Source organism: Pseudomonas sp. MIL19, from assembly GCF_028680365.1.
In the GTDB taxonomy this organism is placed as follows: Bacteria; Pseudomonadota; Gammaproteobacteria; order Pseudomonadales; family Pseudomonadaceae; genus Aquipseudomonas; species Aquipseudomonas spirodelae.
The window spans coordinates 1-25806 of the sequence record NZ_JAPPVG010000040.1 but is presented as its reverse complement, the minus strand read 5'-3'; the positions used below and the strand labels follow the sequence as shown (position 1 = coordinate 25806).

20 protein-coding genes and 1 pseudogene are annotated in these 25806 nt (G+C 58.7%); 14 read left to right on the top strand and 7 right to left on the bottom strand.

Annotation, left to right across the window (positions count from 1 at the left end; genetic code table 11):
- The first annotated feature begins 175 nt into the window (after positions 1–175).
- Genes N1078_RS17770 through N1078_RS17760 form a run of 3 tightly spaced genes read left to right on the top strand, consistent with a single transcriptional unit; the run spans position 176 to position 3741 of the window.
- Entirely contained in the window at positions 176–835 is a 660-nt protein-coding gene (locus tag N1078_RS17770) for a paraquat-inducible protein A (protein ID WP_274089442.1), read from the top strand.
- Positions 822–1445 (top strand): paraquat-inducible protein A, encoded by a 624-nt coding sequence (locus N1078_RS17765; RefSeq protein WP_274089441.1) that lies wholly within the window; start codon positions 822–824, stop codon positions 1443–1445. Before N1078_RS17770 ends, N1078_RS17765 begins: the two co-directional genes overlap by 14 nt.
- Complete coding sequence (locus N1078_RS17760; RefSeq protein WP_274089440.1) at positions 1438–3741, top strand: PqiB family protein; 2304 nt, start codon at positions 1438–1440, stop codon at positions 3739–3741. The genes N1078_RS17765 and N1078_RS17760 overlap by 8 nt, the downstream gene beginning before the upstream one ends.
- 133 nt (positions 3742–3874) lie before the next feature.
- Here the strand turns inward: N1078_RS17760 and mksF are convergent, their stop codons facing one another.
- From mksF to mksB, 3 genes are all read right to left on the bottom strand, one after another.
- Positions 3875–6709, bottom strand: coding sequence for an Mks condensin complex protein MksF (gene mksF / locus N1078_RS17755; protein ID WP_274089439.1), 2835 nt, complete (start codon positions 6707–6709; stop codon positions 3875–3877).
- Positions 6706–7401, bottom strand: coding sequence for an Mks condensin complex protein MksE (mksE, locus tag N1078_RS17750; RefSeq protein WP_274089438.1), 696 nt, complete (start codon positions 7399–7401; stop codon positions 6706–6708). The genes mksF and mksE overlap by 4 nt, the downstream gene beginning before the upstream one ends.
- A 126-nt stretch (positions 7402–7527) precedes the next feature.
- A complete protein-coding gene (gene mksB, locus N1078_RS17745) occupies positions 7528–8769 on the bottom strand; it encodes an Mks condensin complex protein MksB (protein ID WP_274089437.1) in 1242 nt (413 codons plus the stop codon).
- Positions 8770–9092: 323 nt separating this feature from the next.
- Here mksB and N1078_RS17740 point away from each other — a divergent pair, with 323 nt between their 5' ends.
- The 8 genes from N1078_RS17740 (at position 9093) to N1078_RS17705 (ending at position 18570) form a co-directional block, all read left to right on the top strand.
- Positions 9093–10190 (top strand): carboxynorspermidine decarboxylase, encoded by a 1098-nt coding sequence (locus tag N1078_RS17740; protein ID WP_274089436.1) that lies wholly within the window; start codon positions 9093–9095, stop codon positions 10188–10190.
- A gap of 69 nt (positions 10191–10259) precedes the next feature.
- Complete coding sequence (locus N1078_RS17735; RefSeq protein ID WP_274089435.1) at positions 10260–11504, top strand: saccharopine dehydrogenase family protein; 1245 nt, start codon at positions 10260–10262, stop codon at positions 11502–11504.
- Between the two features lie 427 nt (positions 11505–11931).
- On the top strand, positions 11932–13479 hold the full coding sequence (locus N1078_RS17730; RefSeq protein ID WP_274089434.1) for a 2-isopropylmalate synthase: 1548 nt from the start codon (positions 11932–11934) through the stop codon (positions 13477–13479).
- Positions 13476–14291, top strand: a complete 816-nt coding sequence (locus N1078_RS17725) for an energy transducer TonB (protein WP_274089433.1) — start codon at positions 13476–13478, stop codon at positions 14289–14291. The genes N1078_RS17730 and N1078_RS17725 overlap by 4 nt, the downstream gene beginning before the upstream one ends.
- Before the next feature lie 57 nt (positions 14292–14348).
- Positions 14349–14801, top strand: a complete 453-nt coding sequence (gene rimI / locus N1078_RS17720; protein WP_274089432.1) for a ribosomal protein S18-alanine N-acetyltransferase — start codon at positions 14349–14351, stop codon at positions 14799–14801.
- Between the two features lie 213 nt (positions 14802–15014).
- On the top strand, positions 15015–16925 hold the full coding sequence (locus N1078_RS17715) for a bifunctional metallophosphatase/5'-nucleotidase (protein WP_274089431.1): 1911 nt from the start codon (positions 15015–15017) through the stop codon (positions 16923–16925).
- 88 nt (positions 16926–17013) lie between these two features.
- A complete protein-coding gene (gene can / locus N1078_RS17710) occupies positions 17014–17658 on the top strand; it encodes a carbonate dehydratase (protein WP_274089430.1) in 645 nt (214 codons plus the stop codon).
- Positions 17659–17661: 3 nt separating this feature from the next.
- Positions 17662–18570 (top strand): DMT family transporter, encoded by a 909-nt coding sequence (locus N1078_RS17705; protein WP_322949602.1) that lies wholly within the window; start codon positions 17662–17664, stop codon positions 18568–18570.
- 146 nt (positions 18571–18716) lie between these two features.
- On the opposite strand, the gene yecR is transcribed toward N1078_RS17705, so the two are convergent.
- Complete coding sequence (gene yecR, locus N1078_RS17700; RefSeq protein ID WP_274089428.1) at positions 18717–19217, bottom strand: YecR family lipoprotein; 501 nt, start codon at positions 19215–19217, stop codon at positions 18717–18719.
- A 255-nt stretch (positions 19218–19472) separates the two neighbouring features.
- On the opposite strand from yecR, the pseudogene N1078_RS17695 reads away from it, so the two are divergent.
- The 3 genes and pseudogenes from N1078_RS17695 to N1078_RS17685 all read left to right on the top strand — a co-directional run bounded on the left by N1078_RS17695 (position 19473) and on the right by N1078_RS17685 (position 21902).
- Positions 19473–20462: pseudogene (locus tag N1078_RS17695) on the top strand (phage integrase).
- 85 nt (positions 20463–20547) lie between these two features.
- A complete protein-coding gene (locus N1078_RS17690) occupies positions 20548–20979 on the top strand; it encodes a hypothetical protein (protein WP_274089427.1) in 432 nt (143 codons plus the stop codon).
- 308 nt (positions 20980–21287) lie between these two features.
- On the top strand, positions 21288–21902 hold the full coding sequence (locus N1078_RS17685) for a hypothetical protein (protein ID WP_274089426.1): 615 nt from the start codon (positions 21288–21290) through the stop codon (positions 21900–21902).
- Between the two features lie 625 nt (positions 21903–22527).
- Here N1078_RS17685 and N1078_RS17680 read toward each other — a convergent pair.
- The 3 genes from N1078_RS17680 to N1078_RS17670 all read right to left on the bottom strand — a co-directional run.
- A complete protein-coding gene (locus tag N1078_RS17680; RefSeq protein WP_170050457.1) occupies positions 22528–23562 on the bottom strand; it encodes a GGDEF domain-containing protein in 1035 nt (344 codons plus the stop codon).
- 195 nt (positions 23563–23757) lie between these two features.
- Entirely contained in the window at positions 23758–24093 is a 336-nt protein-coding gene (locus N1078_RS17675) for a YegP family protein (RefSeq protein WP_003118434.1), read from the bottom strand.
- Between the two features lie 441 nt (positions 24094–24534).
- Positions 24535–25806, bottom strand: a 1272-nt coding sequence (locus N1078_RS17670; protein WP_274089425.1) for an IS1182 family transposase, incomplete at its 5' end; no start/stop codon positions are given.

Genomic DNA, 25806 nt, shown 5'->3' with positions numbered 1-25806 from the left:
CTCCCCATGTGAGAGTAGGTCATCGTCAAGCACCTACACCAAAACCCCCGATCAGGAAACTGGTCGGGGGTTTTACTTTGCGCACAGAAAATTAAGCCACGCGGCTAAGCCTTGATAGGCAACCAAACTGTGCGTAGCTTTGGTGCTTTAACGCACCTTTATCAGAGTCATTTTCATGGCCGATCCGGCATCCTCTGAAATACTTTCCGGGCTTGAGCTTAATCAGCTTATTGCCTGCCATGAGTGCGATCTGTTGCTGCGCAGGCCCCAGGCTTGCGCTGGTGAGCGAGTTGAGTGCCCACGCTGTGGGTGTGAGTTGTTCACCCAGCGTACTCAGGTTATACGCCGCAGCATGGCATTGGTGATTGCGGCTTTACTGTTATATATCCCAGCTAATTTTCTGCCGATTATGCAACTCAACTTGTTGGGACAGGCTTCGAATGACACGGTTTGGAGCGGTGTTCTCGGCCTATATAACAACAGTATGCAAAGCGTTGCGGTGGTGGTGTTCCTCTGCAGTATGGCCGTACCGCTGCTCAAGCTACTCTGTCAGTTTGCGGTGCTGTTGAGCATCCGCCTGGATATCGGGCGCAGCTATGGTTTATTGCTCTATCGCATTTATCACCATATGCGCGAGTGGGGCATGCTCGAGGTTTACCTGATGGGTATTCTGGTGGCCATTGTGAAGCTGGTCGATCTTGCAGAGCTGAGCATTGGTCTCGGGCTAATGTGTTTTGTGGCGTTATTACTGGTTCAGGTCTGGCTTGAGGTGACCATGTCGCCGCATCAAATCTGGGACGCTCTATCAGGGGAGGATGAGCATGCGGGCGATTGATGCCGGTTTACTGACTTGCCACGAATGCCATCAGCTCAACCCCATACAGACTGAGCAAGGCAAACAGTTTTGCTCGCGTTGTGGTGGGCTCGTGCATGCGCGCCAACCCAATAGTTTGACGCGTACCTGGGCTTTGCTGCTGACAGCCGCGGTGCTGTATATCCCGGCTAATCTGCTGCCCATCATGACGGTCAACTCACTAGGCAAGGGGCAGTCAGATACGATCATGTCGGGTGTTATCGAATTGGTGAACTACGGCATGCTGCCCATTGCTGCGGTGGTCTTTGTCGCCAGCATTCTGGTGCCTACCTTCAAGTTGGTTGGGATCGCTTTGCTGCTGTATTCGGTGCAGCGGCATCAACCGATGTCGCCACGCCAGCGGGTGTTGATGTACCGCTTTATCGAGTGGATTGGACGTTGGTCGATGCTGGATATCTTCGTCATCGCGATTCTGGTGGCGCTTGTCAATTTTGGCAGCTTAGCCAGTATTGTCCCTGGCTATGGGGCTATGGCTTTTGCCAGTGTGGTGGTGCTGACCATGTTGGCTGCTTTAACTTTTGACCCTCGCTTGATATGGGACAACACGGATTCGGATGACGACCATGAATGACTTGCCGTTGGCTAAGACACGCCCCGCTTCAAACTGGTCGGCTATTTGGGTATTGCCGCTCATTGCTCTGCTGATTGGCGGCTGGCTGGGGTGGCGCGCCTATAACGAAGCCGGTATCGAGATCGAGGTGATGTTCGACAGTGGTGATGGCATTCAGCCGGGCAAAACTGAGGTGATCTTCAAGGGCATGCCGATTGGTAAGGTCACGGCTTTGCAGTTGGAGGACAGCGGCGAGCAGCGTGGTGTGCGTGCGACCCTTGAAATGGACAAACGCGTTGAGCAGCACCTGCGTACCAATACCCGTTTCTGGTTGGTTAAACCGAGCGTTTCGTTGGCCGGTATCACCGGGCTGGAAACTCTGGTTTCGGGTAACTACATCACTGCCAGCCCCGGTGATGGTGAGCCTACGCGCGAATTCACTGCGCTGAGCGAGCCGCCTCCACTGGCTGACACAGTTCCGGGTTTGCACCTAACCCTCAAGGCCGACCGGCTTGGCTCGTTGAATAGGGACAGCCCGGTTTTCTACAAACAGATTCAGGTGGGGCGAGTAAAGAGTTATGCCCTGGTTGAAGACCAGAACCTTATCGAGGTGAAAATTTTCATCCAGCCAGAGTTTGCGCCTCTGGTGCGTAAACATACGCGCTTCTGGAATGCCAGCGGTGTATCCATCGACGCTGGCCTCTCAGGCATAAAAGTGCGCACGGAGTCGCTGGCAAGCATTGTTGCCGGGGGGATTGCTTTCGCCACTCCCGAGCATCGTAAGGACAGTCCGGCGACTGACCCAAGCCTGCCATTTCGTCTCTATGAAGATTTCGACAGTGCCCAGGCTGGCATTCGCGTATCGCTGAAACTGCATGAGTTTGATGGTCTGGAGCCGGGGCGTACGCCTGTTATGTACAAGGGCATTCAGGTCGGTCACCTGAAGACCTTTAAGGTTGATGATGACCTCAGTGGCGCTCAGGTTGAGTTGATGCTCGACCCGCGCACTGAAGATTATCTGGTCGAAGGTACTGACTTCTGGATGGTTAAACCGTCCATATCCCTGGCGGGTATTACCGGGCTCGAAGCGCTCGTCAAAGGCAATTACATTGCAATTCGCCCGGGTGAGCAGGGCGCAGCGCCGCAGCGTGACTTTGTCGCCAGAGCCAAGGCGCCGCCCCTTGATCTGGCATCTCCTGGCTTGCATTTGGTGCTGTTTAGCGACGTGCGCGGTTCTTTGGAGGTCGGGAGCCCGATCTTGTTCAAGCAACTTAAAGTCGGCTCAGTGCAGAGTTACCAACTGTCACGGAATAACAAGCAAGTGGCGTTTGGCGTGCACATTGAGCCTGAGTATGCGCACCTGGTTAACAGCAGCACGCGTTTCTGGAATGCCAGCGGTATTACCCTGAAAGGTGGGCTGTCCGGTGTCGAGGTTAAGAGTGAGTCGTTGCAGACGTTGCTGGCAGGCGGTATTGCGTTTGAAACACCCAATCCCCAGGCCGCGAAAAGTGGTAAGCGGGTACAGCGTTTCACCCTGTACAGCAGCCAGGACAGTGCCCTGGAGAAAGGTGTCGCACTGACCATACGCGTCCCCCGTGGTGACGGCCTGAGTGAGGGCACGGCGATTCGTTACAAGGGACTTGATGTGGGTAAGGTCGAGCGCATTGAGCTGACGGATGATTTGCAGGCGGTAATTTTGCATGCACGTGTGACCCAGGCCACTAAACAGATTGCCCGTGCAGGCACCCAGTTTTGGGTGGTCAAGCCGGAGGTCAGTCTGACCCGTGCGGCTAATCTGGAGACCCTGGTCAGCGGGCAATACTTAGAGGTGCGTCCCGCGAATAAAGCCGGTGCGGTACAAACCAGCTTCACTGCGGCTGAGTCTGCTCCGACGCAGAATGCCCGTGAGCAGGGGTTACGTTTGGTGCTGAGTGCAGCGCGTCGGGGCTCGATCAAACCGGGTGTGGTGGTCAGCTACCGTGAAGTGCCGGTGGGCAAAGTGACCCATTTCGAGCTGGGCCCGACATCGGATCGGGTGCTGATCCATATTTTGATCGAGCCACGTTATGCGCCGTTGGTGCGCAGCGCGAGCCGCTTCTGGAACGCCAGCGGCATTGGTGTGGATGCTGGGTTGTTTAGCGGTGTAAAAGTGCGTACTGAGTCGCTGGAGGCTTTGCTGGAAGGCGGTATTGCCTTCGCCTCGCCGGATAACCCGCAGATGGGTGGCCCGGCGCGGCCTGGGCAGACCTTTGCCCTGCACGATGAGGTGAACGAGGAGTGGTTACGCTGGGCGCCGAAGATAGCGCTGGGGCAATAAACCACAAGGGCCGCAATAGCGGCCCTTGTGGTTTTTGAGTGTCCTGACGTGCATCCGCTTGTTGGGTTACGCGGCGTCAGGCGTCTTCGTTACATCGACGAAGCGCGCCTGCGCCGCTCACCCACCCTAGGCGTTAGGCCGGTTCGGCTGTTGCGTTTGTCGGCTCGACGTTAGCCTTGTCGCTGTCGCGGCGCTGAATATATTTCCAATCCGCTTCGTCGATATAGATGCCATTCGGCCCGCTGCCACCCTCCAGGTCGATGGCCACGTGGGCTGAGACCTGCGGCTTAACCGAAGCCAGGATCGGCACAAAGCCCAGTTGCAGGCTGGTCTCGATCAACGCCTGTTGGTTCTTCTCGTCGATATCCGCCGCCTCGTCCAGGTAGTAGGGCAAGCGCACCTTACCGGCCTGGTCGCGGTCCATCAGGTGCAGCAACAGGTACATGTTGGTCAGCGCCTTAATGGTCATGGTAGTGCCGTTGGACGCGGCACCATCGATGTCGGTGTGAATCACCGGCTGGCCATGCACCTTGGTGATTTCGAAGGCCAGTTCGAACAGGTCCTTCAAACCCAACTGGTTATGGTTGGCGGCCACCAGGCGTGAGAGGTAGTCCTTGGCTTCTTCGTTCTTGCTGTCCTGATCGCTGCTTTGCTGCAGGTCGAACACCGAGAGGGTTTCGCCTTCTTCGTACTGACCGGCGCTGTGGATGATCTGGTCGATATGCTTAAGTGCATCCTTGTTCGGCGCGAGGACGATGCGGAAGCTTTCAAGGTTGGAGACCTGACGCTTGTTGATCTCGCGGTTGAACAGCGCCAGCTGGTGCTCCAGGTTGTCGTAGTCGCTGCGGATATTGCGCAGGGTGCGGGCGATATCGGTAACCGCGGCGCGGCGCGCTTTAGCTAAGGTGATGGCTTCGTCCTGGCGGTGGGCATAAGCGTTGACCAGCAGGTGCAGGCGGCGCTCGACATCATCTTCGCTGTCGAACTTGGCCACGCCCTTGAGGCGCACTTGCGCGTACAGCGCCTCGATCTGGCCGTCCACACGTTGCAGGCCTTGCCAGGCGTCTTGGTAGTCATTGAGCAGCGGCAGCAGGTTGTCCAGGCTGTCGTCCACCGGGTCGGTAAACGGTGTGCCGAAGGGCAGGTCGGCCGGCAGCAGTTGGCGGCGGCGCAGGGCGTCTTCCAAGGTGCGTTCCTTGGCTTCCAGGTCGGCGAGTTGGCGGCCGACCAGTTGCAGCTTGGCGGAGAGCTGCTGTACGCGCTCGGTAAAGGCATCCGAGGTGCGTTTGAGCTCGTCCTGGGCGGCCTCCAGTTGTGCCAGTTGCTCAAGTTTCTGTGGTTCTTCAACGGCCAGAGTCTGGCTTTTGCGGAAGTCTTCCAACGCTTTCTGGGCGTCCAGCACCGCTTGGTAAAACTGTTCGGCCTGGGCCTTGCTTGCGGCGCGGTCGGCAGCGACGGCCTGCTGGGTTTTCAGCTGTTTGTATTCGCGGTCGAGGCGGTCTTTCTGATCGCGCAGGGCGGCACGGTCGGCCAGCGCTTGTAGGGCCGGTGGTTCGATAGACGACAGGTCGATGCTCAGGCCCGGCACCTCGAAGTGCTCGCCTTTAAAACCGTCGAGAATGGCTTCCAGGGATTTCACCCAGGCGTCACCCTCGGCAACCTGAATACCTTTTTCACCCAACGGCAGGCTGAACAGTTGGCCATTGAACAGGCGCATCAGACGGTCAACGTCCTGCTGGCTGAACTCTTCACGCAGGCGTGAGTAGCTGTTGTTGTCGGCGTGCTCGAGTTGCTGCTTGACCGATTTCAGGCGTTTTTCCAGATCACGCAAGCGCTCGTCCAGGTCCTCGGCGGAGAACTGCCGCGACTGCGCCAAGGCACCGGCGAGTTCGTCGTGGGCATCCTTGGCAACCAGCAACTGTTCTTCCAGCACCTTAGCGTCGGTGACCAGGGCGAAGCGGTTTTTCAGCACCGATAGCTCGCCGAGCCAGCGTTGGATTTCGCTGATTTCGCGCTCCATGCGCATCAGCTCCTGGGTGCCGCCGCGTTGTTCCTGCTGTAGGCCGTCCTGCTCGCCACGGTAATGCTCGGCCTGGATCACAAGCTCTTCGCGGCGTGCGCCGGCGTAGTCCTGCCAGGTGCCGAGCAGCGAGTCGAGCAGTGGCGAGATGCGGTGCAGTTTGCCGCGCAGCAGTTCGCGTTGGTTGACGCCGGCAGCCAGGGCTTCGATCAGCGGGCCGGCAGTGACCAACGCTTGATAGTCCTGTTCCATGCGGCGCACGTCGCGGAAGGCTTCTTCGGTGGCCGCAATGTAGTCGACGCTGCCCGAGCGCAGGCTGTGCTCGAAGGCATCGAGGAACAGCTGCTTGAGCTTGGCGGCGGTGATCTCGCGCATATGCAGCAGGTTGATAAACAGTGCGCGGAAGGTCTTCAGGCTTTGTTCACTGGTGGAACGTAGAGGGATCAAGGTCAGGTCCAGCGGAATCGAGGTATGCCCGCCAACCAGCAGGCGGCGCAGTTCATCAGGCTTGAGTTCGTAGGCCTTGATACCTTCGCGCTCAAGGTTGTTGAACAGCTCGCGCTGGCGCAGGCAGGTTCCGTTCTTCTGGTAGTGCTCAAGCTCCAGAGTGCCCTGATAAGCGAAGAACTGGTGACCGAAACCGCCGCCGGGGCCGCGCCCGGCCACGCCGATCACATGCGGGCCGTGGGGCAGGGCGACTTCGACGAGGATGTAGCTGGTGTCGCTGGCGAAGTAGAACTTGCGCGACTGTTCCAGGCTGTACTTGCCGAAGCTCATGTCTGACATGCGCGCCAGAATCGGGAATTGCAGGGCGTTGATCGAGGCGGATTTACCGAGGTTGTTGGCGCCGTACACCGACAACGGGTGCTCCAGCGGGAACAGGCCGAGGCTGTAGCCGGCGGTATTCAATAGGGCGAAGCGGCGGATGCCGTAGCGTTCCTGGCTCATGCGCGGGTCTCCTGGGCGTCACGTTCTTCGGCCATAGCACGGGCCAGGGCGTCTTCTTCGGACTCATCGGCCGGGTCTTCGGCGAGGCTGATGATCTCGTCCTCGGCCTCATCGTCGAGCAGCACGGGCGTCGGTAGCGGCAGGCTGCTGTGCAGGGTGGCGGCCAGGTCGCGGTCTTGCTGCACACTCAGGCACACATCAAGGAAGCGGTGCATGGGCGCGAGGAAGCGGTAGATGCCGTTGTCTTCGCTGGCAAAGCCGAGCTGAGTCAGGCGGCGCATGATTTTTTCTTCCAGCTCCTCAACGCTGGTGACTTCAGCCTGGAGGAACAGGTCGCGGTATTTTTCCAGCAGTGCCGGCAATTCATCGCGGCCTAGGCTGCCGCCGTCGAGTACGGCCAGCGGGTCGCGGCCTTGGTCAGCCAGATGTTCCACCAGGATGAAGGTGAACAGTGCCAGACGCTGGGCGGTCTTGTTGACCTGCGCGCCCATCTGCTCGGGCACGAAGTAATAGAAGCCACGGCTGTCGCAGGTCAGCTCATAGCCCAGGGCTTTGAACAGGGCGCGGTAGGCATCCTGCTGGCCGGCCAGCTGGGTGTACAGCTCTGGGTTGCTGCGGCTGATGTGGTAACCCTTGAACAGCTCGCGGAAGATCGGCGCAAGCTGGGTCAGTTCTTTCAGGTCGATATTCATGCGCGTTGCTCATGGGAGGTCGTAGGGCGGATGGCCGCCCCGTGGAAAACTGCGAAGCGTTTTCCACCTGGGAGTTCGGGGTGGTCAATGGTGGACAAGCAGAGCGTTGTCCACCCTACGCAGGGCTTAAGCATCGGGGCGACCCACTAGAGCAAAGGAGCTCAGGCTGACCTGATGCTCACGGGTGAGGTAGTCGCGGCGCTCAAGGCGCTCACGCTGGAAGCGGCTGTCGCGCGAGAGGCGCGAGAACCAGTAGAGCAGTTCGTCGGTCGCGCCTTCGGGTTCCTGCTCCAGTAGCCAGATCATCAGGTCCGGCAGCGGCAGGGCTTGCTCGCAGCGTTCGATCATTTCCCGTGCAGTGCGCGGTGCGCGCGGGGCTTCGCCCTTGCGACTGCTGTGCGCTTTGGGGAATTGCGCCGGCTTGGGCTCGAAGCGGGCCAGGGCGTAGACGTAAGCTTCAACCTGCGAGGCGGTGCCGAGAAAGGTGCTTTGCGGACGACTGAACAGCGGCAAGGACGCCTGCGGTACGGCGTCCAGACCCTTTTTACGGATTGCTGCCAGTGCCAGCGCCGCGCCACGGGTTACGGCGTTGTGCCGGCGCGCTTCTTCACGCAGTGGCAGCAGCAGTTCACGGGCGCGGCGCAGGGTTAGCTGGGCGGTGGTCTGCATTTCCAGAATGCGAGCGTGAGTACGCAGCAGCAGGTCATCATCCACCAGTTGGCCGAGGCGCTGCTGTTCGCCGAGCAGGCGCAGCAGAACGTGCTCGACGCGGTACACGCCTTGCTCAAAGGCACCGTCGGCGGCCACCAGCTGGATCATCGGTTCGACGTATTCGTCCCAGGTGGCCAGCACCTCGGCGTAACGCTGGCGCAGCGGAATCTGCCGGTCGCTGGTCTTGGCTCGCTCGGCCACGGCGACCAGGGCTTGCTCGTCATTGGCCAGCTTCTTTAATACATCGCGTACGCGCATGTCGAGCAGGCGCAGTTGGCGGGCCAAATCGGGTGCGTCGCGGACTTCAAAGGCGTCTTTGATATAACCGGCCAGGCGCTCCAGGTGGCGCAGGTAAGCTTCGATCTCCAGGCACAGGCCTAGGCGATGCTCGCGGCGCAGGTAGGCGAGGAAGTCGTGGATCTGCGCGTTTAGCTCGAAGCGATTCGGGCTTTTGGCCACCGGCACCAGGATATCCAGGCGGATCCATTGGTCGAGCAGGGCGGTGACATCGGTTGGCGTGCCTTCAGGCAGCTGGGTACTGAGCTGCAGGCGCAGTTCCACCAAGCTCAGGGTGCCGGTATCGAAGCGCTCACAGAGCGGCTCGAGTAACGTCCAGTGTTCAGCAAGGGCGCGCAGTACGCGCTTGGGATCAATCATCGGGGCATCCGCTGCGTGGGCTTGGCGCGAAAAAGTGGCGATTGTACTGCATGCCATGGCCAAGTCTTGAGTGTCAGTTATCGGCTGCGCCCTAGCCGTTTGTCATGTCGCTGTCATCGCCCGCCGGCACCCTGTTTGCCGTGTGGGCGCCGCTGCATGGTCGGCGGGGATTATCGGCATGTGCCAATAGTGGACAGGTAATCGACGAAATACCCCCCTTGCTCTTTCGATATGCGCCGGTTGTCGGCACAATTCGCCCCCACTTTTTGGGGAGGGGTCAGCACTGCTGATTGCCTGCCTGCCGACCTTGCATAGGCACCGAGATGATCACGACACCTTACTACCTCATCGACAAGCAAAAGCTGCTGGGTAATCTGGAAAAGATCGCCTATGTCCGTGAGCATTCAGGCGCCAAGGCGCTACTCGCGCTTAAGTGCTTCGCCACTTGGTCGGTGTTCGACCTGATGCAGCAGTACATGGACGGCACCACCTCGTCGTCGCTGTACGAGCTCAAGCTCGGTCGGCAGAAGTTCGCCGGTGAAACTCACGCTTACAGCGTGGCCTGGGCAGATGATGAAATCCCCGAGATGCTCGCCAATTGCGACAAGATCATCTTCAACTCCATCGGTCAGCTAGAGCGCTTTGCTGACGCCTCCGCCGGCAAGGTGCGTGGCCTGCGCGTCAACCCGCAGGTGAGCAGTTCTGATTACCTGCTGGCCGACCCGGCCCGGCCATTTAGCCGTCTTGGCGAATGGGACCCGGAAAAGATCGCCACGGTGATGGATAAGATCAGCGGCTTTATGTTCCACAACAACTGTGAGAACGGCAGTTTCGAACTGTTTGACCAGATGCTGACCACCATCGAGGAGCGCTTCGGTCACCTGCTGCAGCAGGTTGAGTGGGTCAGCCTCGGCGGCGGTATTCACTTCACCGGCGACGACTATCCGCTGGATCAGTTCTGTGCGCGGCTCAAGGCCTTCTCCGAGCGCTTCGGCGTGCAGGTGTATCTGGAGCCGGGCGAAGCAGCCATCACCCTGAGTTCCTCGCTGGAAGTCACGGTGCTCGACACCCTCTACAACGGCAAGCATCTGGCCGTAGTCGACAGCTCCATCGAAGCGCACATGCTCGATCTGTTGATCTACCGGCTCAACGCCAAGATGGAGCCCTGCAACGGCGAGTACACCTACATGGTGTGCGGCAAGTCGTGCCTGGCGGGCGACATTTTCGGTGAGTACCAATTCGATCGTCCGCTGACCATCGGCGATCGTCTGTCGTTTATCGACGCAGCGGGTTACACCATGGTTAAGAAAAACTGGTTTAACGGCCTGAAAATGCCGTCCATCGTGGTGAAGCAACTCGACGGCAGCGTCGAAGTGGTTCGCGAGTTTGGCTTTGATGATTATCTGTCCAGCCTATCTTGAGGCGCTCTGCGTGTTCACAAACCTGTGGGCAGGTTCTGCTAGCTAACACTTGAAGGAGAAATAAAGAAATTGAAAAAGAACGTTCTTATCATTGGTGCAGGAGGTGTCGCCAAGGTGGTGGCCCACAAGTGCGCGCAGCACAACGACGAACTCGGTCGGATTGCTATCGCGTCGCGCAACATCTCCAAATGCCAGGCCATCATCGACAGCGTAAAGGCTAAAGGCAGCTTGAAGCAGCCAGCCGAAATCCAGGCCTATGCCCTGAATGCGCTGGATATCGAAGCAACCAAAGCACTGATCCGCGAAACCGAATCGCAGATCGTCATCAACGTCGGCTCGGCCTTCCTTAATATGTCGGTGCTGCGCGCCTGCATGGATACCGGCGCCGCCTACCTCGACACCGCCATTCACGAAGAACCGGGCAAGGTCTGCGAAACGCCGCCTTGGTACGGTAACTATGAGTGGAAGCACCTGGCCGAATGCCAGGATAAAGGTGTGACTGCGATCCTCGGTGTCGGTTTCGACCCAGGCGTGGTCAATGCCTATGCTGCCCTGGCGCAGCAACAGTACTTCGACAGCATCGAGTCGATCGACATCCTCGACGTCAACGCCGGTTCGCACGGCAAGTACTTCGCCACCAATTTCGATCCGGAAATCAATTTCCGTGAATTCACCGGCCAAGTCTGGAGCTGGCAGAACAGCCAGTGGACCAGCAACACAATGTTTGAAGTCAAACGCACCGACGACCTCCCAGTGGTCGGCGAGCAGAATCTGTATTTGACCGGGCATGACGAAGTGCATTCCCTGTCCAAGCACCTGAACGTACCCAATGTGCGTTTCTGGATGAGCTTCGGTGAGCACTACATCAACGTGTTTACCGTACTTAACAGCCTGGGGCTGCTGTCTGAACAGCCGGTGAAAACCGCCGAAGGCCTGGATGTGGTGCCGTTGAAACTGGTCAAGGCCGTGTTGCCGGATCCATCCTCGCTGGCGCCTGGCTACAGCGGCAAGACCTGCATTGGCGATTTGATCAAAGGCACCAAAGACGGCAAGCCGGCCGAGTTGTTTATCTACAACGTCGCCGACCACAAAGACGCCTATGTCGAGACCGACAGCCAGGGCATTTCCTACACCGCTGGCGTACCGCCGGTCGCCGCAGCACTGCTGGTCGCGCGTGGCGACTGGGATGTGGCGCGCATGGCTAACGTCGAAGAACTGCCGGCCGAGCCGTTCCTCAAGCTGCTGGACGTGATGGGCCTGCCGACCCGGATCAAGGACGCCAACGGCGACCGCCCCTGGGATCAAGCCCTCTGATTGGCTGCGCGTCGGCCCTGCTGCGTTAAAAACGGGCGGGAACGGTGGCTTGCCACCGAACGGCCTTTAGGCCGGCCCGAAGGACGAGCGAAGCGAGTAATGCTCATGTACAAAACTACACTCCGCTTTCCCGCCGTTTTTGACCAGCTGAAGGCTGTTACTACGTAGCGCCTTGTCTCGCTCTAGCTCGCTCAATCAGACCGTAGGATGGGTTGAGCGAAGCGATACCCATCAGCGCTATCCAAGCAAAACGCCCGCCATTTCGGCGGGCGTTTTGCTTTCTAAGGTGTGGGAGGGGCTTTAGCCGCGACGTGGTATCGATGCGCTCCGCGCTTCCCGCCCGCGGCGTTTCACGCGACAATCAACGCCTATCGACATGGGCCCCAGCGTCGGGCCTGTGCATCTGCGACTCCGTGAGGACACCAGCATGAGCAGCAACGACCGCGTCATTATTTTCGACACCACCCTGCGTGACGGCGAGCAAAGCCCTGGCGCATCCATGACCGGTGAGGAAAAGCTGCGCATCGCCAAGGCCCTGGAGCGCTTGCGCGTCGACGTGATCGAGGCCGGTTTCGCCATCGCCAGCCCGGGTGACTTCGCCGCGGTCAAGGCGATTGCCGAGAGCATCAAGGACAGCACCGTGTGCAGCCTGTCCCGCGCGCTGGATGCAGACATCGACCGCGCCGCCGAAGCGCTCAAGGGCGCCAACAGCGGGCGTATCCACACCTTTATCGCCACCAGCCCGATCCATATGCAGCACAAGCTGCGCATGCAGCCGGATCAGGTGGTCGAGCAGGCCGTGCATGCGATCAAGCGTGCGCGCAACCTGTGTAGTGATGTTGAGTTCTCCTGCGAAGACGCCGGTCGCTCGGAAATCGATTTCCTCTGCCGCATCATCGAGGCGGCCATCGATGCCGGCGCACGGACGATCAACATTCCCGACACGGTTGGCTATGCGATTCCGCACCAGTACGCCGAGACTATTCGCCAGTTGCTCAACCGCGTGCCCAACGCCGACAAGGCGGTGTTCTCCGTGCATTGCCACAACGATCTGGGCCTGGCAGTGGCCAATTCCCTGGCTGCCGTGGTGGCGGGTGCGCGTCAGGTCGAGTGCACCATCAATGGCTTGGGCGAGCGCGCCGGTAACGCCGCGCTGGAAGAGATCGTTATGGCGATCAAAACCCGCGAAGACCTGCTCGGCGTGCACACACGCATCGACACGCCGCACATCCTCAGCACCTCGCGCATGGTTTCTGGTATCACCGGTTTTCCGGTGCAGCCGAACAAGGCCATTGTCGGTGCCAACGCCTTCGCCCACGAGTCGGGCATTCACCAGGACGGCGTGCTCAAGCACCGCGAGACTTACGAGATCATGTCCGCGCAGTCGGTCGGCTGGCACACCAACAAGCTGTCGCTGGGCAAATTGAGCGGGCGTAACGCCTTCCGCTCGCGCCTGGATGAGCTGGGGATCGTCCTGGCAGGTGAAGCCGAGCTGAATGCCGCCTTCGCCCGTTTCAAAGACCTGGCTGACAAGAAACACGAAATTTTCGACGAAGACCTGCAGGCGCTGGTCTCCGACACCCTGGCCGAAGAAGCGCCGGAGCATTTCAAGCTGATCACCTTGGACGTGGCCAGCAGAACCGGCGAAGTGCCGCAGGCCCAGGTGGTGGTCAGCGTTGAGGGGGCCGAGCACAACGCCAGCGCTCAGGGCTCGGGGCCGGTGGATGCAATCTTCAAAGCCATTGAGTCGGTCGCCAGCTCTGACGCCAACCTGCAGCTGTATTCGGTCAACGCCATCACCCAGGGTACCGACTCGCAAGGCGAGGTAACCGTGCGCCTGGAGAAGGGCGGGCGTATCGTCAACGGCAATGGCGCCGACACCGATATTCTGGTGGCCTCGGCCAAGGCCTATATCAATGCGCTGAACCTGATGCAGGCCGGGCAAAAAGCCCACCCACAGGCGGCTGACGTTTGATTACAGAGCTGCGTCGTCGTGCCTACCTGAGCGCCATGCAGGTGGTCAGCTGGCTGCCGCGTGTGGAGCTGCCGTTTGCAGCACCCTCGCGCCCGGAGTTGCTGCAAACGCAGGCTGCGCCTGAACTTGAGCCACCCGCGCTGGCCGCGCCAGTAGAACGTCAGCGGGTGGCTGAAGCAGCACCGGCGTATGTGCCGCCGGCCGCCGAAGAGCTGGCAGTTGTGCGGGCGAAAATTGAAGTGCCACGGCCAACTGTTGTGGCGCGTCAGGCCGTAGCCCCGGTTGTTGAGGGCGAGTCCGAGAGTGCTGAGCCAAAGCCTGCCCCTGTTACGCCGCCACGTTTTGCCTTGCAACTGTTACGTGCCGGTGCCTGTGCGGTGCTGGTCGAACTGCCCACTGGCGAGCCACTACAAGGGCGTGATCCGGCTTATCTGCTGCTCAAGGATCTGCTGCGCGCCGCCGGCTTGCCGGACAGCCCGCAGTTGATTGGCGAGCCGGTGCGCTGGCCGCTGCTGGTGCGCGGGCAGATTGACCAAGGCCCAGACGCTGCGCTGGAGTTTGTGCAGAGCTTTGTCGGCGCACGCCTGGAAGAGCAGGAACCGTGCAGCTGCCTGTGGCTGGTCGGTTTGCCGGCCATTCGCTTTGCCGGTGAGGCGGATGCCGATGCATACAACCGCGAGTTGCAGGTTGAAGGGCTCGGCGCAGCCTGGGCATTGCCAGGCCTGGAGTTGCTGATGGATGAGCCCGCGCGCAAGCGTGAGCTGTGGCATGCCATGCGCCGCGTGCGCCAGCGCTGGTTGGCGGCTACGTGAATACATCTTTTCCCGGCCTGTGGGCCGCGGTTCCTAACGCTTGTCGAGTCAACCTGAATGAGTGATGCAATCAGCTTCCGCCCAATGACCGCGGCGGATATCGATGCGGTGCTGAAAATTGAATACGCCGCCTTTAGCCACCCCTGGACGCGCGGCATCTTTACCGACAGCCTGACGTCCTATAACTGCTGGGTGATGTTTGAGGGCGAGCAGCAAGTCGGCCACGGCGTGATCCAGATCATCTTGGATGAGGCGCACCTGCTCAATATCACCGTCAAGGCGGAAAGCCAGGGCCGCGGCCTTGGCCTTAAGTTGCTTGAGCACTTGATGCAGCAAGCCCAGGCGCAGGGTGCCAATGACTGTTTCCTTGAAGTGCGCGCGAGCAATCAGGCGGCTTATCGCCTCTACGAACGCTACGGGTTTAACGAAGTCGGTAGACGTCGTGATTACTACCCGGCCGTCGGTGGTCGTGAAGATGCCTTGGTGATGGTGTGCCCGCTGTTCGACTAGCGCCGCATCACCCTTGAAGTCTCGATTTTGGGAGGGGCTTTAGCCGCGAATGGCGTTGAACGGTTTAGCCTATCGCGCCCCTCGCGCCAGGCGCTGACACAATTGGCTAACGCGCGCGGCGTGATCCGCCGCTGACCTGACGCAGGGCTTGTCGCATACTGAAGCGCGGCCCTCAGCGGCCGCTGTGCCCGGCCCACTGCCTAAGGATTTGTCATGCGCTTGTCTGCTGCGTTGCTCGCGGTGTCTTGTCTATTTGCCGCCGCTCAGGCCTCCAGCGTCGAGCGCAGTTTTACCATCCTGCACACCAACGATTGGCAGTCGCGCCTGCTCGGCTTCGGCCCGAACAACGAATATTCCCCCGCCACTATCGGTGATGACGATACCGTAGGCGGCGTCGCGCGTCTGGCTACCTTGCTGGAGCAGCGCCGCGCCGCGGCCGGCGAGCAACCGGTGCTGCTACTCGACGGTGGCGACTTCAGCATGGGCACGCTGTTTCATACCGTGACCCGCGAAACCGGCGGCGAGCTGCGCCTGATGACCGAACTGGGTTACGACGCCGCGACCTTGGGCAACCACGAGTTCGATTTTCGCCCAGCCGGCTTGGCTGCGATGATCAGCGCGGCGTACAAGATCAAGGGCGATGCGCTGCTGCCTTTGCTGTCGAGCAACCTTGGCTTTGATCCTGCGCGCACGGAAGACGACAGCCTACAGGCGCACGTTGAAGCTGGGCTCATTGCGCCGTACAAGTTGATCGACAAGGGCGGCATCCGCTTTGGTCTGTTCGGCCTGCTCGGTAACAACGCCGTAGCGGTCAGCCCGATGATCAAACCGGCGGTGTTTGCCGACCCGGTCGCGACCGCTCAGACCATGGTTGCCAAGCTGCGCGAGGAGGGCGCCGAGGTGGTGATTTTGCTCTCGCACATGGGCGTGGTGCAGCAGGAAGATGGCAGCTGGCGCGGTGAGGAGGTTGAGCTGGTCGAGCAGGTGCCTGGCATCGATATCGTGGTCGGCGGTCACTCGCACACGGCGTTGGCGCAACCTGTGCTGGTCAACGGGCGTACGCCAGTGATGCAGGCCGGCTCGGAGATTCAGCACCTGGGCGAGCTGCATATGCGTCTGCCGGCGGACGGCAAGCCGCAGGTTGTCGATTACCAGCTGCACCCAATCAACGACCAGATTGCCGGCAGCGCTACGATCACCGCCAAGATTGAGGATTTTAAACAGATCGTCAGCGCGCAGATGCTGGCCCCCAAGGGTTACACCTTCGATCAGCCGCTGGCCAAGGTCGATAAGACCCTGACCCGCGAGTACGACGACCCGATCCTCGGCAATCTGGTCACCGATGCCCTGCGCCATGCCACGGGCAGCGATGTGTCCTTCACCGGCAATGGCACCATCCGCGACAATTTGATTCAGGGCCGCGATGGCGTGCAATCGGTGTCTGACTTGTTTCGCATCGCCCCGCTGGGTGTGGGGGAGTTCGATGATGCGCCGGGTTATCCGCTGATCAAGGTGTATGTCAGCGGTCAGGAGATGAAAAGTCTGCTTGAGGTGTTGCTGCTGGCGTATCAAGTGCGTGCCAGTAAAAGCTATTACCCGCGGGTGTCGGGGCTGCGCTTTAGCTACAACCCCTGGCGCGTGCCGTTTGACCGGGTCAGCCGGATTGAACTGGGTGACCCGCTCAAGGGCTACACGCCATTGGATCTGGCCGATCAGCGGCTCTATAGCATTGGTGCGACCAGCTACGTGGGCAGCTTCACCTGGCTGGTCAGTGACTTGACCAAGGGCTTGCTCAGCGTGCAGCCCAAGAATGCTCAGGGGCAGCCGCTCGCCGCGCTCAAGGCAGCGATCATCGATGCTGACCCGCAGCAGCCCGGCGTGCAGGAGTACAAGGAGTGGCAGGGACTGCTCGACCATATTCGCAGCCTGCCTGACCTGGATGGCGACGGCTTGGCCGATATTCCGACTCAGGGCGCAGCAGCCGAGCCACGCATGCGGCGTGAGCCGAGCCTGCAGCCGGCTGATCTGTATCGCTATGCCGGAGCGCTGCAGTGGGGCGTGAGCCTGGTGATGCTGGCGGGCGTGCTGCTGATAATCTGGCTGCTGCGCCGCCGTCGAACCTGAGTCGGTCGGCTGTGACGGCAGGGCGCACATGCTTGTCAAAAGCCCGTGGCGCTCCTATGGTGCGCATCGACGAACCCGGGAATGAACCATGAGCGATCTACAGCACCTCTTCGATAACAACGCACGTTGGGCGGAGGCGATCAAAGAGGAAGACCCTGAGTTCTTTGAAAAGCTGGCCCAGCAACAGGTGCCGGAATACCTGTGGATCGGTTGTTCCGATGCGCGCGTGCCGGCCAACGAGATTGTCGGTTTACTACCGGGCGATCTGTTCGTGCACCGCAACGTGGCCAACGTGGTGCTGCACACCGACCTCAACTGTCTGTCGGTGATCCAGTACGCGGTGGATGTGCTCAAGGTCAAACATATCCTGGTCACCGGCCACTACGGTTGCGGCGGCGTGCGCGCCTCGATGCAGGACGGCCAGCTCGGCCTGATTGATGGTTGGCTGCGCAGCATTCGTGACCTGTACTACGAGCACCGCGAGCACCTGGCGCAATTGCCCAGCGAGGAAGAACAGGTCGACCGCCTATGCGAACTCAACGTGATTCAGCAGGTGGCCAACGTCAGCCATACCACTATCGTGCAGAACGCCTGGCACCGCGGTCAGTCGCTGTCGGTGCATGGCTGCATCTACGGCATCAAGGATGGCCGCTGGAAGAACCTTAATGTGGCAGTCAGCGGCATGGAGCAATTACCGCCGCAATACCGCCTGCGTCCGCTCGGGCAGCGTTAGGCTATGCAATCTTCCGTGCGTATAGCGCTGGCCGGTCTTGTGCTGGCAACCCTCTGCTGGTCTGGTAATGCGTTGGTGGCTAGGGCATTTGCCGGTGAGATCCCGCCGTTTGCCTTGTCTTTCTGGCGCTGGAGCCTGGCACTCGTGCTGTTGCTGCCTTTTGTAGCCAAGCCGCTGTGGTTACATCGCACTGAGCTGCGCGCGGCTGGTTGGCGCTTGTTGGTGCTCGCTGGCGTCGGTATCGCCGCCTACAACAGCCTGTTGTATGCTGCCGCGCAAACCACCGCTGCGATCAACATCACCTTGGTCAATACCTGTTTGCCGCTGATGACCTTTATTGGTGCCGGCCTACTCCTCGGCGAGTGGCCACATCGACGCGCTTGGTGGGGTATGGCGGTAGCCGCGTGCGGTTTGCTGGTGCTGATTAGCAAAGGCAGCTGGGCCAGCCTTAGCGGCCTGGCGTTCAATAAGGGCGATCTGATCATGCTGCTGGCGGTGGCCGATTGGGCGCTTTATTCATTGCTGTTGCGGCGCTGGGCTGCCCACCTGCTGCCGATTCCGCCGCTGGCCCTGCTCGGTGTGCTGATGCTGCTGGGCGTACCGTTGATTTTGCCGTTCTACCTGTATGAACTGGCCCAGGGTGCACACTTCAGCCTGACGGCGCATAACCTCGCCGCTATCGGCTACACCGCCGTCTTTGCCTCACTACTCGCCTACCTCGCCTGGAATCACGCTATTCGCGTTCTAGGCGCCGCTAAGGCTGCACTCTCAAACTACCTGATGCCGGTGTTCACCGCCGTACTGGGCTGGCTACTGTTGGGCGAAGGGCTGCAGAACTACCACTGGTTTGGCGCGGCGTTGATCTTTACAGGTTTGCTGTTGGGCACGCAGGGCCGAGCTAGCAGCTGTTAAACCAATCGATTTGCATGGCTGCTCCAGTTCGGCTATATCCGCATCTTCATCCACGTTGATGCGGATGCTTGGGCAGGGGTGAGGCTTTTTGACAAGAAGCCCATCGTTAACACCTCCGTGTGTACTGATTACCGGCAAGAGGGGGCTTACTGCCCCATGATCTGCCGGTACCGCTTCTGGTATTCCTCGTAAGACAGCCCTGACTCCAGCTTGAGTTGATTGAGCTGGATCTGTTGCCATTCGCCTTTGCTGAGACTGCCTGCCGCCGCTGGCGCTGCTGATAGTGGAGCGGCCGCCGGCTGGATCATTGGTGCTTCGCTGATGTTGCCGATGCACTGGTACTTGTGAACGATTTGGCCAGCAATGCAGGTGCCGTACCCATTGGTCTGGTGGCAGTTTTGCTGCCTGCCGCCGAAAGCCTCTGCATCGCTGTAGCCCCATACCCGGCACTTTGATTTGGCGATAGATTTGGCTTGAGCAATATCGATTACAGGCTGCTCGAACTGGGCAAAGTCATACGCCATGTCCACCGTGCCATCGGCCCGGCTTCCGTCAGTAGCATAGAAGTTCTTTTTAGTGGCGCAGCCTGTCATTGCGACAAAAGCGAGCATGATGGTTAGCGTTTTGATCGTGCGGGCGGCGCTCATGCCTACCTCCTTGTAGTGTTTTGTATGTGCTTACTGCGTTAGGCCGGCAACTCTTCCAGTAAATGCTAAGTGCCCGAGTAGATAACTACTGTCGCAGAATAATCCAGCAGCTTTGGCTGCGTCGTTGCAGGCGTGTGTCTGTTAGATCACTGCTTACTTGGCGCCCATTGGGGATGGCTATGGTATGGGATACTGCTGGCGCACTCCAGCCTTGCCGCTATATCAGGTAAGGAGGTCCGGTTGGGGCGGGACGGTATGACTGCACGCAAGGACGGTAAAACGTGGACAGCTGATTTTTACGAAAACGGTCGCGCTGGTCGCCGTGTGCGTAAGAAAGGCTTTCTGACCAAGGCTGCAGCCCAGCGCTATGAGTCGGACTACTTCGCCACCTACAACCATACTGGCCGACCGCTGGATGATCGCCTGTCTGATCTGGTTGATGTTTGGTATGACCTGCACGGCTGCTCGCTCAAGGATCATAAAGCCCGCTTGTCCCGCACCAAGGCGATTGTCGAGCGGCTGGGCAATCCGCAGGCGTCACAGTTCGAGTCGCTGGCCTGGGCGCGCTACCGGCAAGCTCGTCTAAAAGAAGCCTCACCGCACACCGTCAATCATGAGCAGCGTTATCTGTCCGCTGTGTTCTCTGAGCTGATCAGGCTGGGTGCTTGGAATGGTGTAAACCCGCTGGCCAAGATCCGTCAGATCAAGACCGACCAAACTGAGCTGACATTTCTCACCCTGTAGCAAATCAACCAGCTGCTCGATGAGTGCCGCAAGTCCAGCAACAACCACACATACCCGGTTGCCCTGATTTGCTTGGCCACTGGTGCGCGTTGGGATGAAGCCGAAAGCCTAGGTCGTGCTGCCATATTTGGCGGTAAGGCACATTTCCACCGGACTAAGAATCGCCAGTCCCGATCAGTGCCGATACCAAAGGAAGTGGAGGAGGCCGCGTTAAAGGTAGCCATGCCCGGAACCGGTAGGCTGTTCATATCCTGTAGGGCTGCTTTCCGTGGTGCCTATGAGCGCTGTGGCTTCGATACACCAGGGCAGCTAACCCACATCTTGCGTCACACCTTTGCCAGCCACTACATGATGGCCGGTGTCGACATTCTCAGCCTGCAACGCATCCTTGGGCGTTCCTCAATTACGATGACCATGCGCTATGCACATCTGTCACCGGATCATCTGGAATCAGCCCTAAGGCTTTCCCCGCTCCAGCAAAGTGGCCATGCAATTGCCTAGCTCCAGGTCGAGGGAGTCTCCGTTGTCATCCACTCAGCTAAGTCGCCATACTTCAGCTCCAACAGGATCAGGCTCAGGGCGCTCTATGGAAAGCAAGATACCCGTACCAACCGACAACATCTTTAAGTTCTATGCGCTTTTCGGGCTGCTACTTTTCGTCTTTGCGTGTGGTGCTCTGGTCTACGTTAATCAGTCAACCAACCAGCTGGTTTTCACATCAGTTGTGGAGCTTGAAACTTTAAAGGAGCAGAAAGCACCTAGCCCTTCTGTTAAGGCAAAGATCGCAATGCATGAGCGTTTGCTTGAGGTCGGCAAGAAGAATAGAGATATCTATTCAATTGTCCTTGGTGCTATTTCAGGCATCGGCTTTTGGCTGTCGCTATATGGTTTTTGGCAGTGGCATCGCCGAGTTCAGCCAGTAATAGATGAGGTGCAGCGATTACAGCTTGAGATTGCGAAGCTTCAGTTGGCGAAGCTGCAGGCCGAGCAGGCGAGGGACGGTGTAGGCGCGCTGTAGTCACTCGCGCGCACAAAAAAGGGCTTACCTTTCGGTAAACCCTTGTTTTGTTTGGTGGTACGCAGTCATTTGAACTGGAAGGTTAAGTGCCTGCTTTTGTTGGGTTTTACTGTTGTGTGTTTTGTTAGGCATACACCAGGGCATACACGGTGCCGGCTGCTGGGGTGTTATTGCATGCCTTTCCGCGCGTTCTGCAGGAAAGGTAATGTGGAAAAATCACACCTTACGTCCCGCTCCCGCACGTACTGCCCAAGAGGCTAGGGGAGTTGTGTTTTCGTGCGCACTCACTCGCTCAAGGATGACCAGTTATGTCGATTCCAGTCGTTACCTACGGATGTACCGCGTGCGATCTTAGCCGCTGGGACGCCGGCACCTGGGGCTACAGGTATTACCTGCATGGAGAGACCAAGGTGCACATGCGTGTCGCCATTGGCTGGTGCCATGCATGTGCTGACCTTGGAGTGATTGAAGTCCTACCTGATGCTGCTGGCGAGCTGGAACGCCAACGAAAGCTGGAGGGCTATCGGGCCGAACTTAGCGAAGTGCTTGCCACTGACTCACCCCGAAAGCGTTGGTGGCAGTTCTCGGCTAACAAAAGCACCAGGCAGATGATATTGGAGGACGAAGTCGAATCAGCAGCGGAAGCACTCGCTGAGTATCGGCTGGCGCGCGAAGCGTTGTCCTCAAGAGTCAGCCGGGGGCGCTGCCTGCGCTGCGGGTCTGATGACTGCCTACAGCTGCCACCGCATGAAGCCAAGTACTACGATCCAGAACCCGCGCCAGAACCTATCGGCCTCGAGCATCCAGGCTGCGGCGGACAGCTGACAATCTTCTGTGATGACCTGCGCCTCAATATGCAGCTGACAGAGAAGGGGTATGACCTTGAAGGCTCTCTGGTGGAAGAGGTTACGCCGGAGCGCTAAGCGCAATGTCGCGTAGAGCTGCGAGAAGCGGGCTATTTGCTGGCAACTATGGTGGAAACCTCTCGTTTGGAAACGTGTGATGCCCGCACGGTAATACCCGCTTTCCTCGCGACGCGCGCGTACTGTTCCCGAAACTATGCGGGTGCCGCCATGCAATCAAGGCAGCCTTCCGTCTGAATGTAAACTTTTGACAGCACGCATCACGCATTCTTGGGTGTAGTAATCACGGCCTGAAGGTTAGCTTTTATTAGCACGCCAGCCTCGCGCGCACGCGCGTATTGGTCGCGAAACTCGGTGCCGGTAATACGCTTTAACCACTCTAGGGCAGCGGTGTTCGGCCATATCAGTGACGGTAAAACGCTTACCTAAAAGTGAGGTTTTGTGAGGTTCTGCGGCTTGCCTAAACCACAGGTTTTAACAGGTTAGAGGGCGGGCAGAACTGAGGTTTTATGAGGTAGCCTGCTGCGAAATTGCACCCCGCTTGACCACCCGGTTGCATTCGCCCTGACCACCGATTGCATCGGATTTGACCAGCAGCCTTTGTAACCATGATCGGCAGAGAACGGCCAAAAGCCGCCATCCGAAATCTACAAAAGTAGGGGCGATTCACTTTGCGAAATGTTTTCTACAACCTTTGACGCTTACGCTGCTGTTTCACCTTGTACATCTCGCGGTCTGCCAGCATGACGGCCTCGTCCGCAGTCATGCTGCCGGGCATCACCGCCACTACACCCACACTTGCTCCGGCATAGTCGATATCGCCAAGATCTTGCCCCAACCCATATCGTCCTATCGTCGCTTTAGTAAGGCGATCCTGCATTAGCTCGGCGGCATATTGCATATCGCTTGCCAGGTCCAGATGTTCGGATGGCGTGCTCACGGCGATTACGATGAACTCGTCACCACCAACACGCCCGACGGTATCGCTGGTTCTGAGGCCATGCTGCAGTTGGATGGCTACGCCACGTAGAAATTGGTCTCCTGCCTGATGGCCGTAGGTATCGTTGATGAGCTTGAAGCCATCCAGATCGACGACACCGACTAGCACGTACGTGTTCTCTCGCTGGGCCAGGGCGAACAAGCGAGCGACATCGTTGAGGATGGCGCGCCGGTTGGACAGACCGGTCAGGGGATCTGTCAGCGCCATTGTGGCCAACTCGGCGTTAGCGACCTGAAGCCGCTCAACCAGCAATTCACGTTCAAGGGAGTAGCTCAGCAACCCTGAGAGCAGCATCAGCAATGGCTCCACGTCAGGAGCGCGGGCCACCTGACCCGAGCTGGCGGCACAGACTGTACCCAGCACTCGGCCATCCAAGGATCTGATTGGCGCGCTTACATAGGTCCTGATGCCCAGAGCGGCTGCGGCCTCTGAATCACCCCAGCATTCGGTGACGTTGTCCGAGTACATGCGGTTCTCGTCCAGCGCCCGCTTGCACAGCGTATCTGCCCAGGGCACGACCAGCCCTTCAGGAATCACCATTTCACCGACGTTGCGGGCGAACTCGATACGCTGGACGCCTGCCTCGGTATCAATGGTTGTCAGGTAGGTCGATTCCATACCAGTAACCTTGCTGAGCAGAGTCAGCAAGGGCCGCGTGAGCTGCTCCAGAGTTCGGGCTTTGGGGATGGTTTCGGACAGAATAGAAAGTATTTGATCCATTTTGGCGCGCCGGCAGCGAAGGGGCAGATCGATTGTCTACCAATCAGCAGGGTAGTAAACAGTACGGACTTTCACCAAGCGACACTGTCGGCCAGAAGCGGTCGATCACATCCGAGCAGGGAAAAGCGGCTATTAAGAATACTCAGCCGCCCATCTCAACGAAATGCCCAAGTGATTTTGAACAGACTGAAGCGATTAATTGCCCACCTCAACAACCTTAGCGTCGGGTGCGTGGTTTTTCACCGACTCGATACCCTTGTCGCGTGAGGCTTCGGAGGCATATGACTGGCTCGTCCCGACTACTTGGTGATTACCCGCCTTAAGGTTGAACATAAACTTGTCAGCCCCGCTGGCCTTACGCTCGTAGCGTGCATCATCAGGCGCATTTTTTTTGACTGACTCGACTCCATTTAGACATCCAGACTTATCCTTGTAGCCCTCGCTGGCCAGAATTGCTTGGCCATTGTTGGCTTTGAGCCGAAAACGAAATTCACCCGCTTTGTCGTTGTATATTTCAAACGTCCCAGACATATAGCTATTCCTTATTTTTGGCTTTCATGAGATCCATCGATATCGCTGCGGTCCAAAAAATGACTGTTTGCCCATTAGAAATATGGTTTCTGTGTGATGCTAGCCAGGCAAAATCGATGCTCCAGCTTCAGTAGAACTGCATGACAAATGCACCATAACCCAAGAGCTAAACCAGATTTTTGAACAGTCAAAGTATAGACACAGATCTCAACACGGCTCGATTTCTTCGTCGAGTGAAGAGCCCAGCTTTTGCAGAGATATCCGAGCGGCTGCTTTTGGCCCAGACCGTGTAAAAACGCAGCAAGCGATGGCAATCAACTGCCGGGGGGATTTTCTCGGTATTCAGGAGGCCCAATCAGGCGCAATTGGTGATTCTGGTTGCTATGGCACTTTCGGCTTCGGCGCGCGTGCTGGAGGGTGGTAAGAGTCGTAAAACAGGCCTCAGGCCTTCATCGCTGCCATCAGGGCACCACTGCCCAGCAAGTTCAACGCGCGTTTAAGATTGTAGGCGAGCACATGCAGGCTCATCTCGGTACTCACCCGGTCGAGCGTTCTGGTGAGGAAATGGGTGGCACCCATCCAGGATTTCAGCGTGCCGAACGGGTGCTCGACCGTCTGCCGGCGGATGCGCATCATCTCAGGTGCTTGATCCAGGCGACTCTGCATCGCTTCGAGCACGGCTTCATGCTCCCAGCGGCTCACTCGTCGCTCTGAGCTAGGCGTACAGTGCTCTTTCAGCCGACAACCTTGGCAGTGCGAACTCCAGTAACGGTGCAGCTTTAGCCCTTTCTCGACGCTTGAGTACCGCCAGATCAGGCTTTGCCCAGCCGGGCATCGATATTCGTTCTTTGCTGCGTCATATATGAAATCACCTTTGCCGAAGCGGCCAGCCGCTGTTGCTCCCGAGGTCAGCGTCTTGGGCACGAAAACGGTGATTCCAGCCTCATGGCACGCCAATATTTCTTCTCCTTTGAAATACCCTCTGTCTGCGACCGCCGAGAGCTCCTCGACACCCATGGCTTCTCGGGCTTGCTTGGCCATCGAGCTCAGTTGGTCTCGATCAACTCCGTTGTTCGTGACCTCGTGCGTCACGATCAGATGATGCTTCGCGTCGACCGCCGCCTGCACGTTGTAGCCAACCATGCCGGCACCCCGGGTCTTCATTGAGCGGGCATCGGGATCGGTCAGGGAGATCTGTTTATCCGGTGTTTCGTTGAGTTGAACCTCGATTTCCTTGAGCTCCTGCAGCTTAGTTTTCAAGGTCGCGATCTTGTCGTGGAGGCGTTCGGCTTTGACCTGCGCCACGGCAGGCTCCTGGCGATCAGCGGTATCCAGTGCGGTCAGGTAGCGGTTGATACTGGACTCGATCTCCTCCATTCGCCGCTGCAGTTTGGCGCTGGTGAAGTTGCGGTCGCGATTGTTGACCGCCTTGAACTTGCTGCCATCGATGGCCACCAGCGCTTCCGAGAACAGACCAAGCTGCTGACACAGCACCACGAACTGCCTACAGACGCCGCGGATTGCCTTGCCGTTATCTTTGCGGAAATTGGCGATGGTCTTGAAGTCCGGCATTAAACGTCCGGTCAACCACATCAACTCAACGTTGCGCTGAGCCTCGCGTTCGAGACGTCGACTAGACTGGATGCGGTTAAGGTAACCGTAGATGTAGATCTTCAGCAGGTCGGCAGGATGGTAGGCGGGCCGACCTGTTTC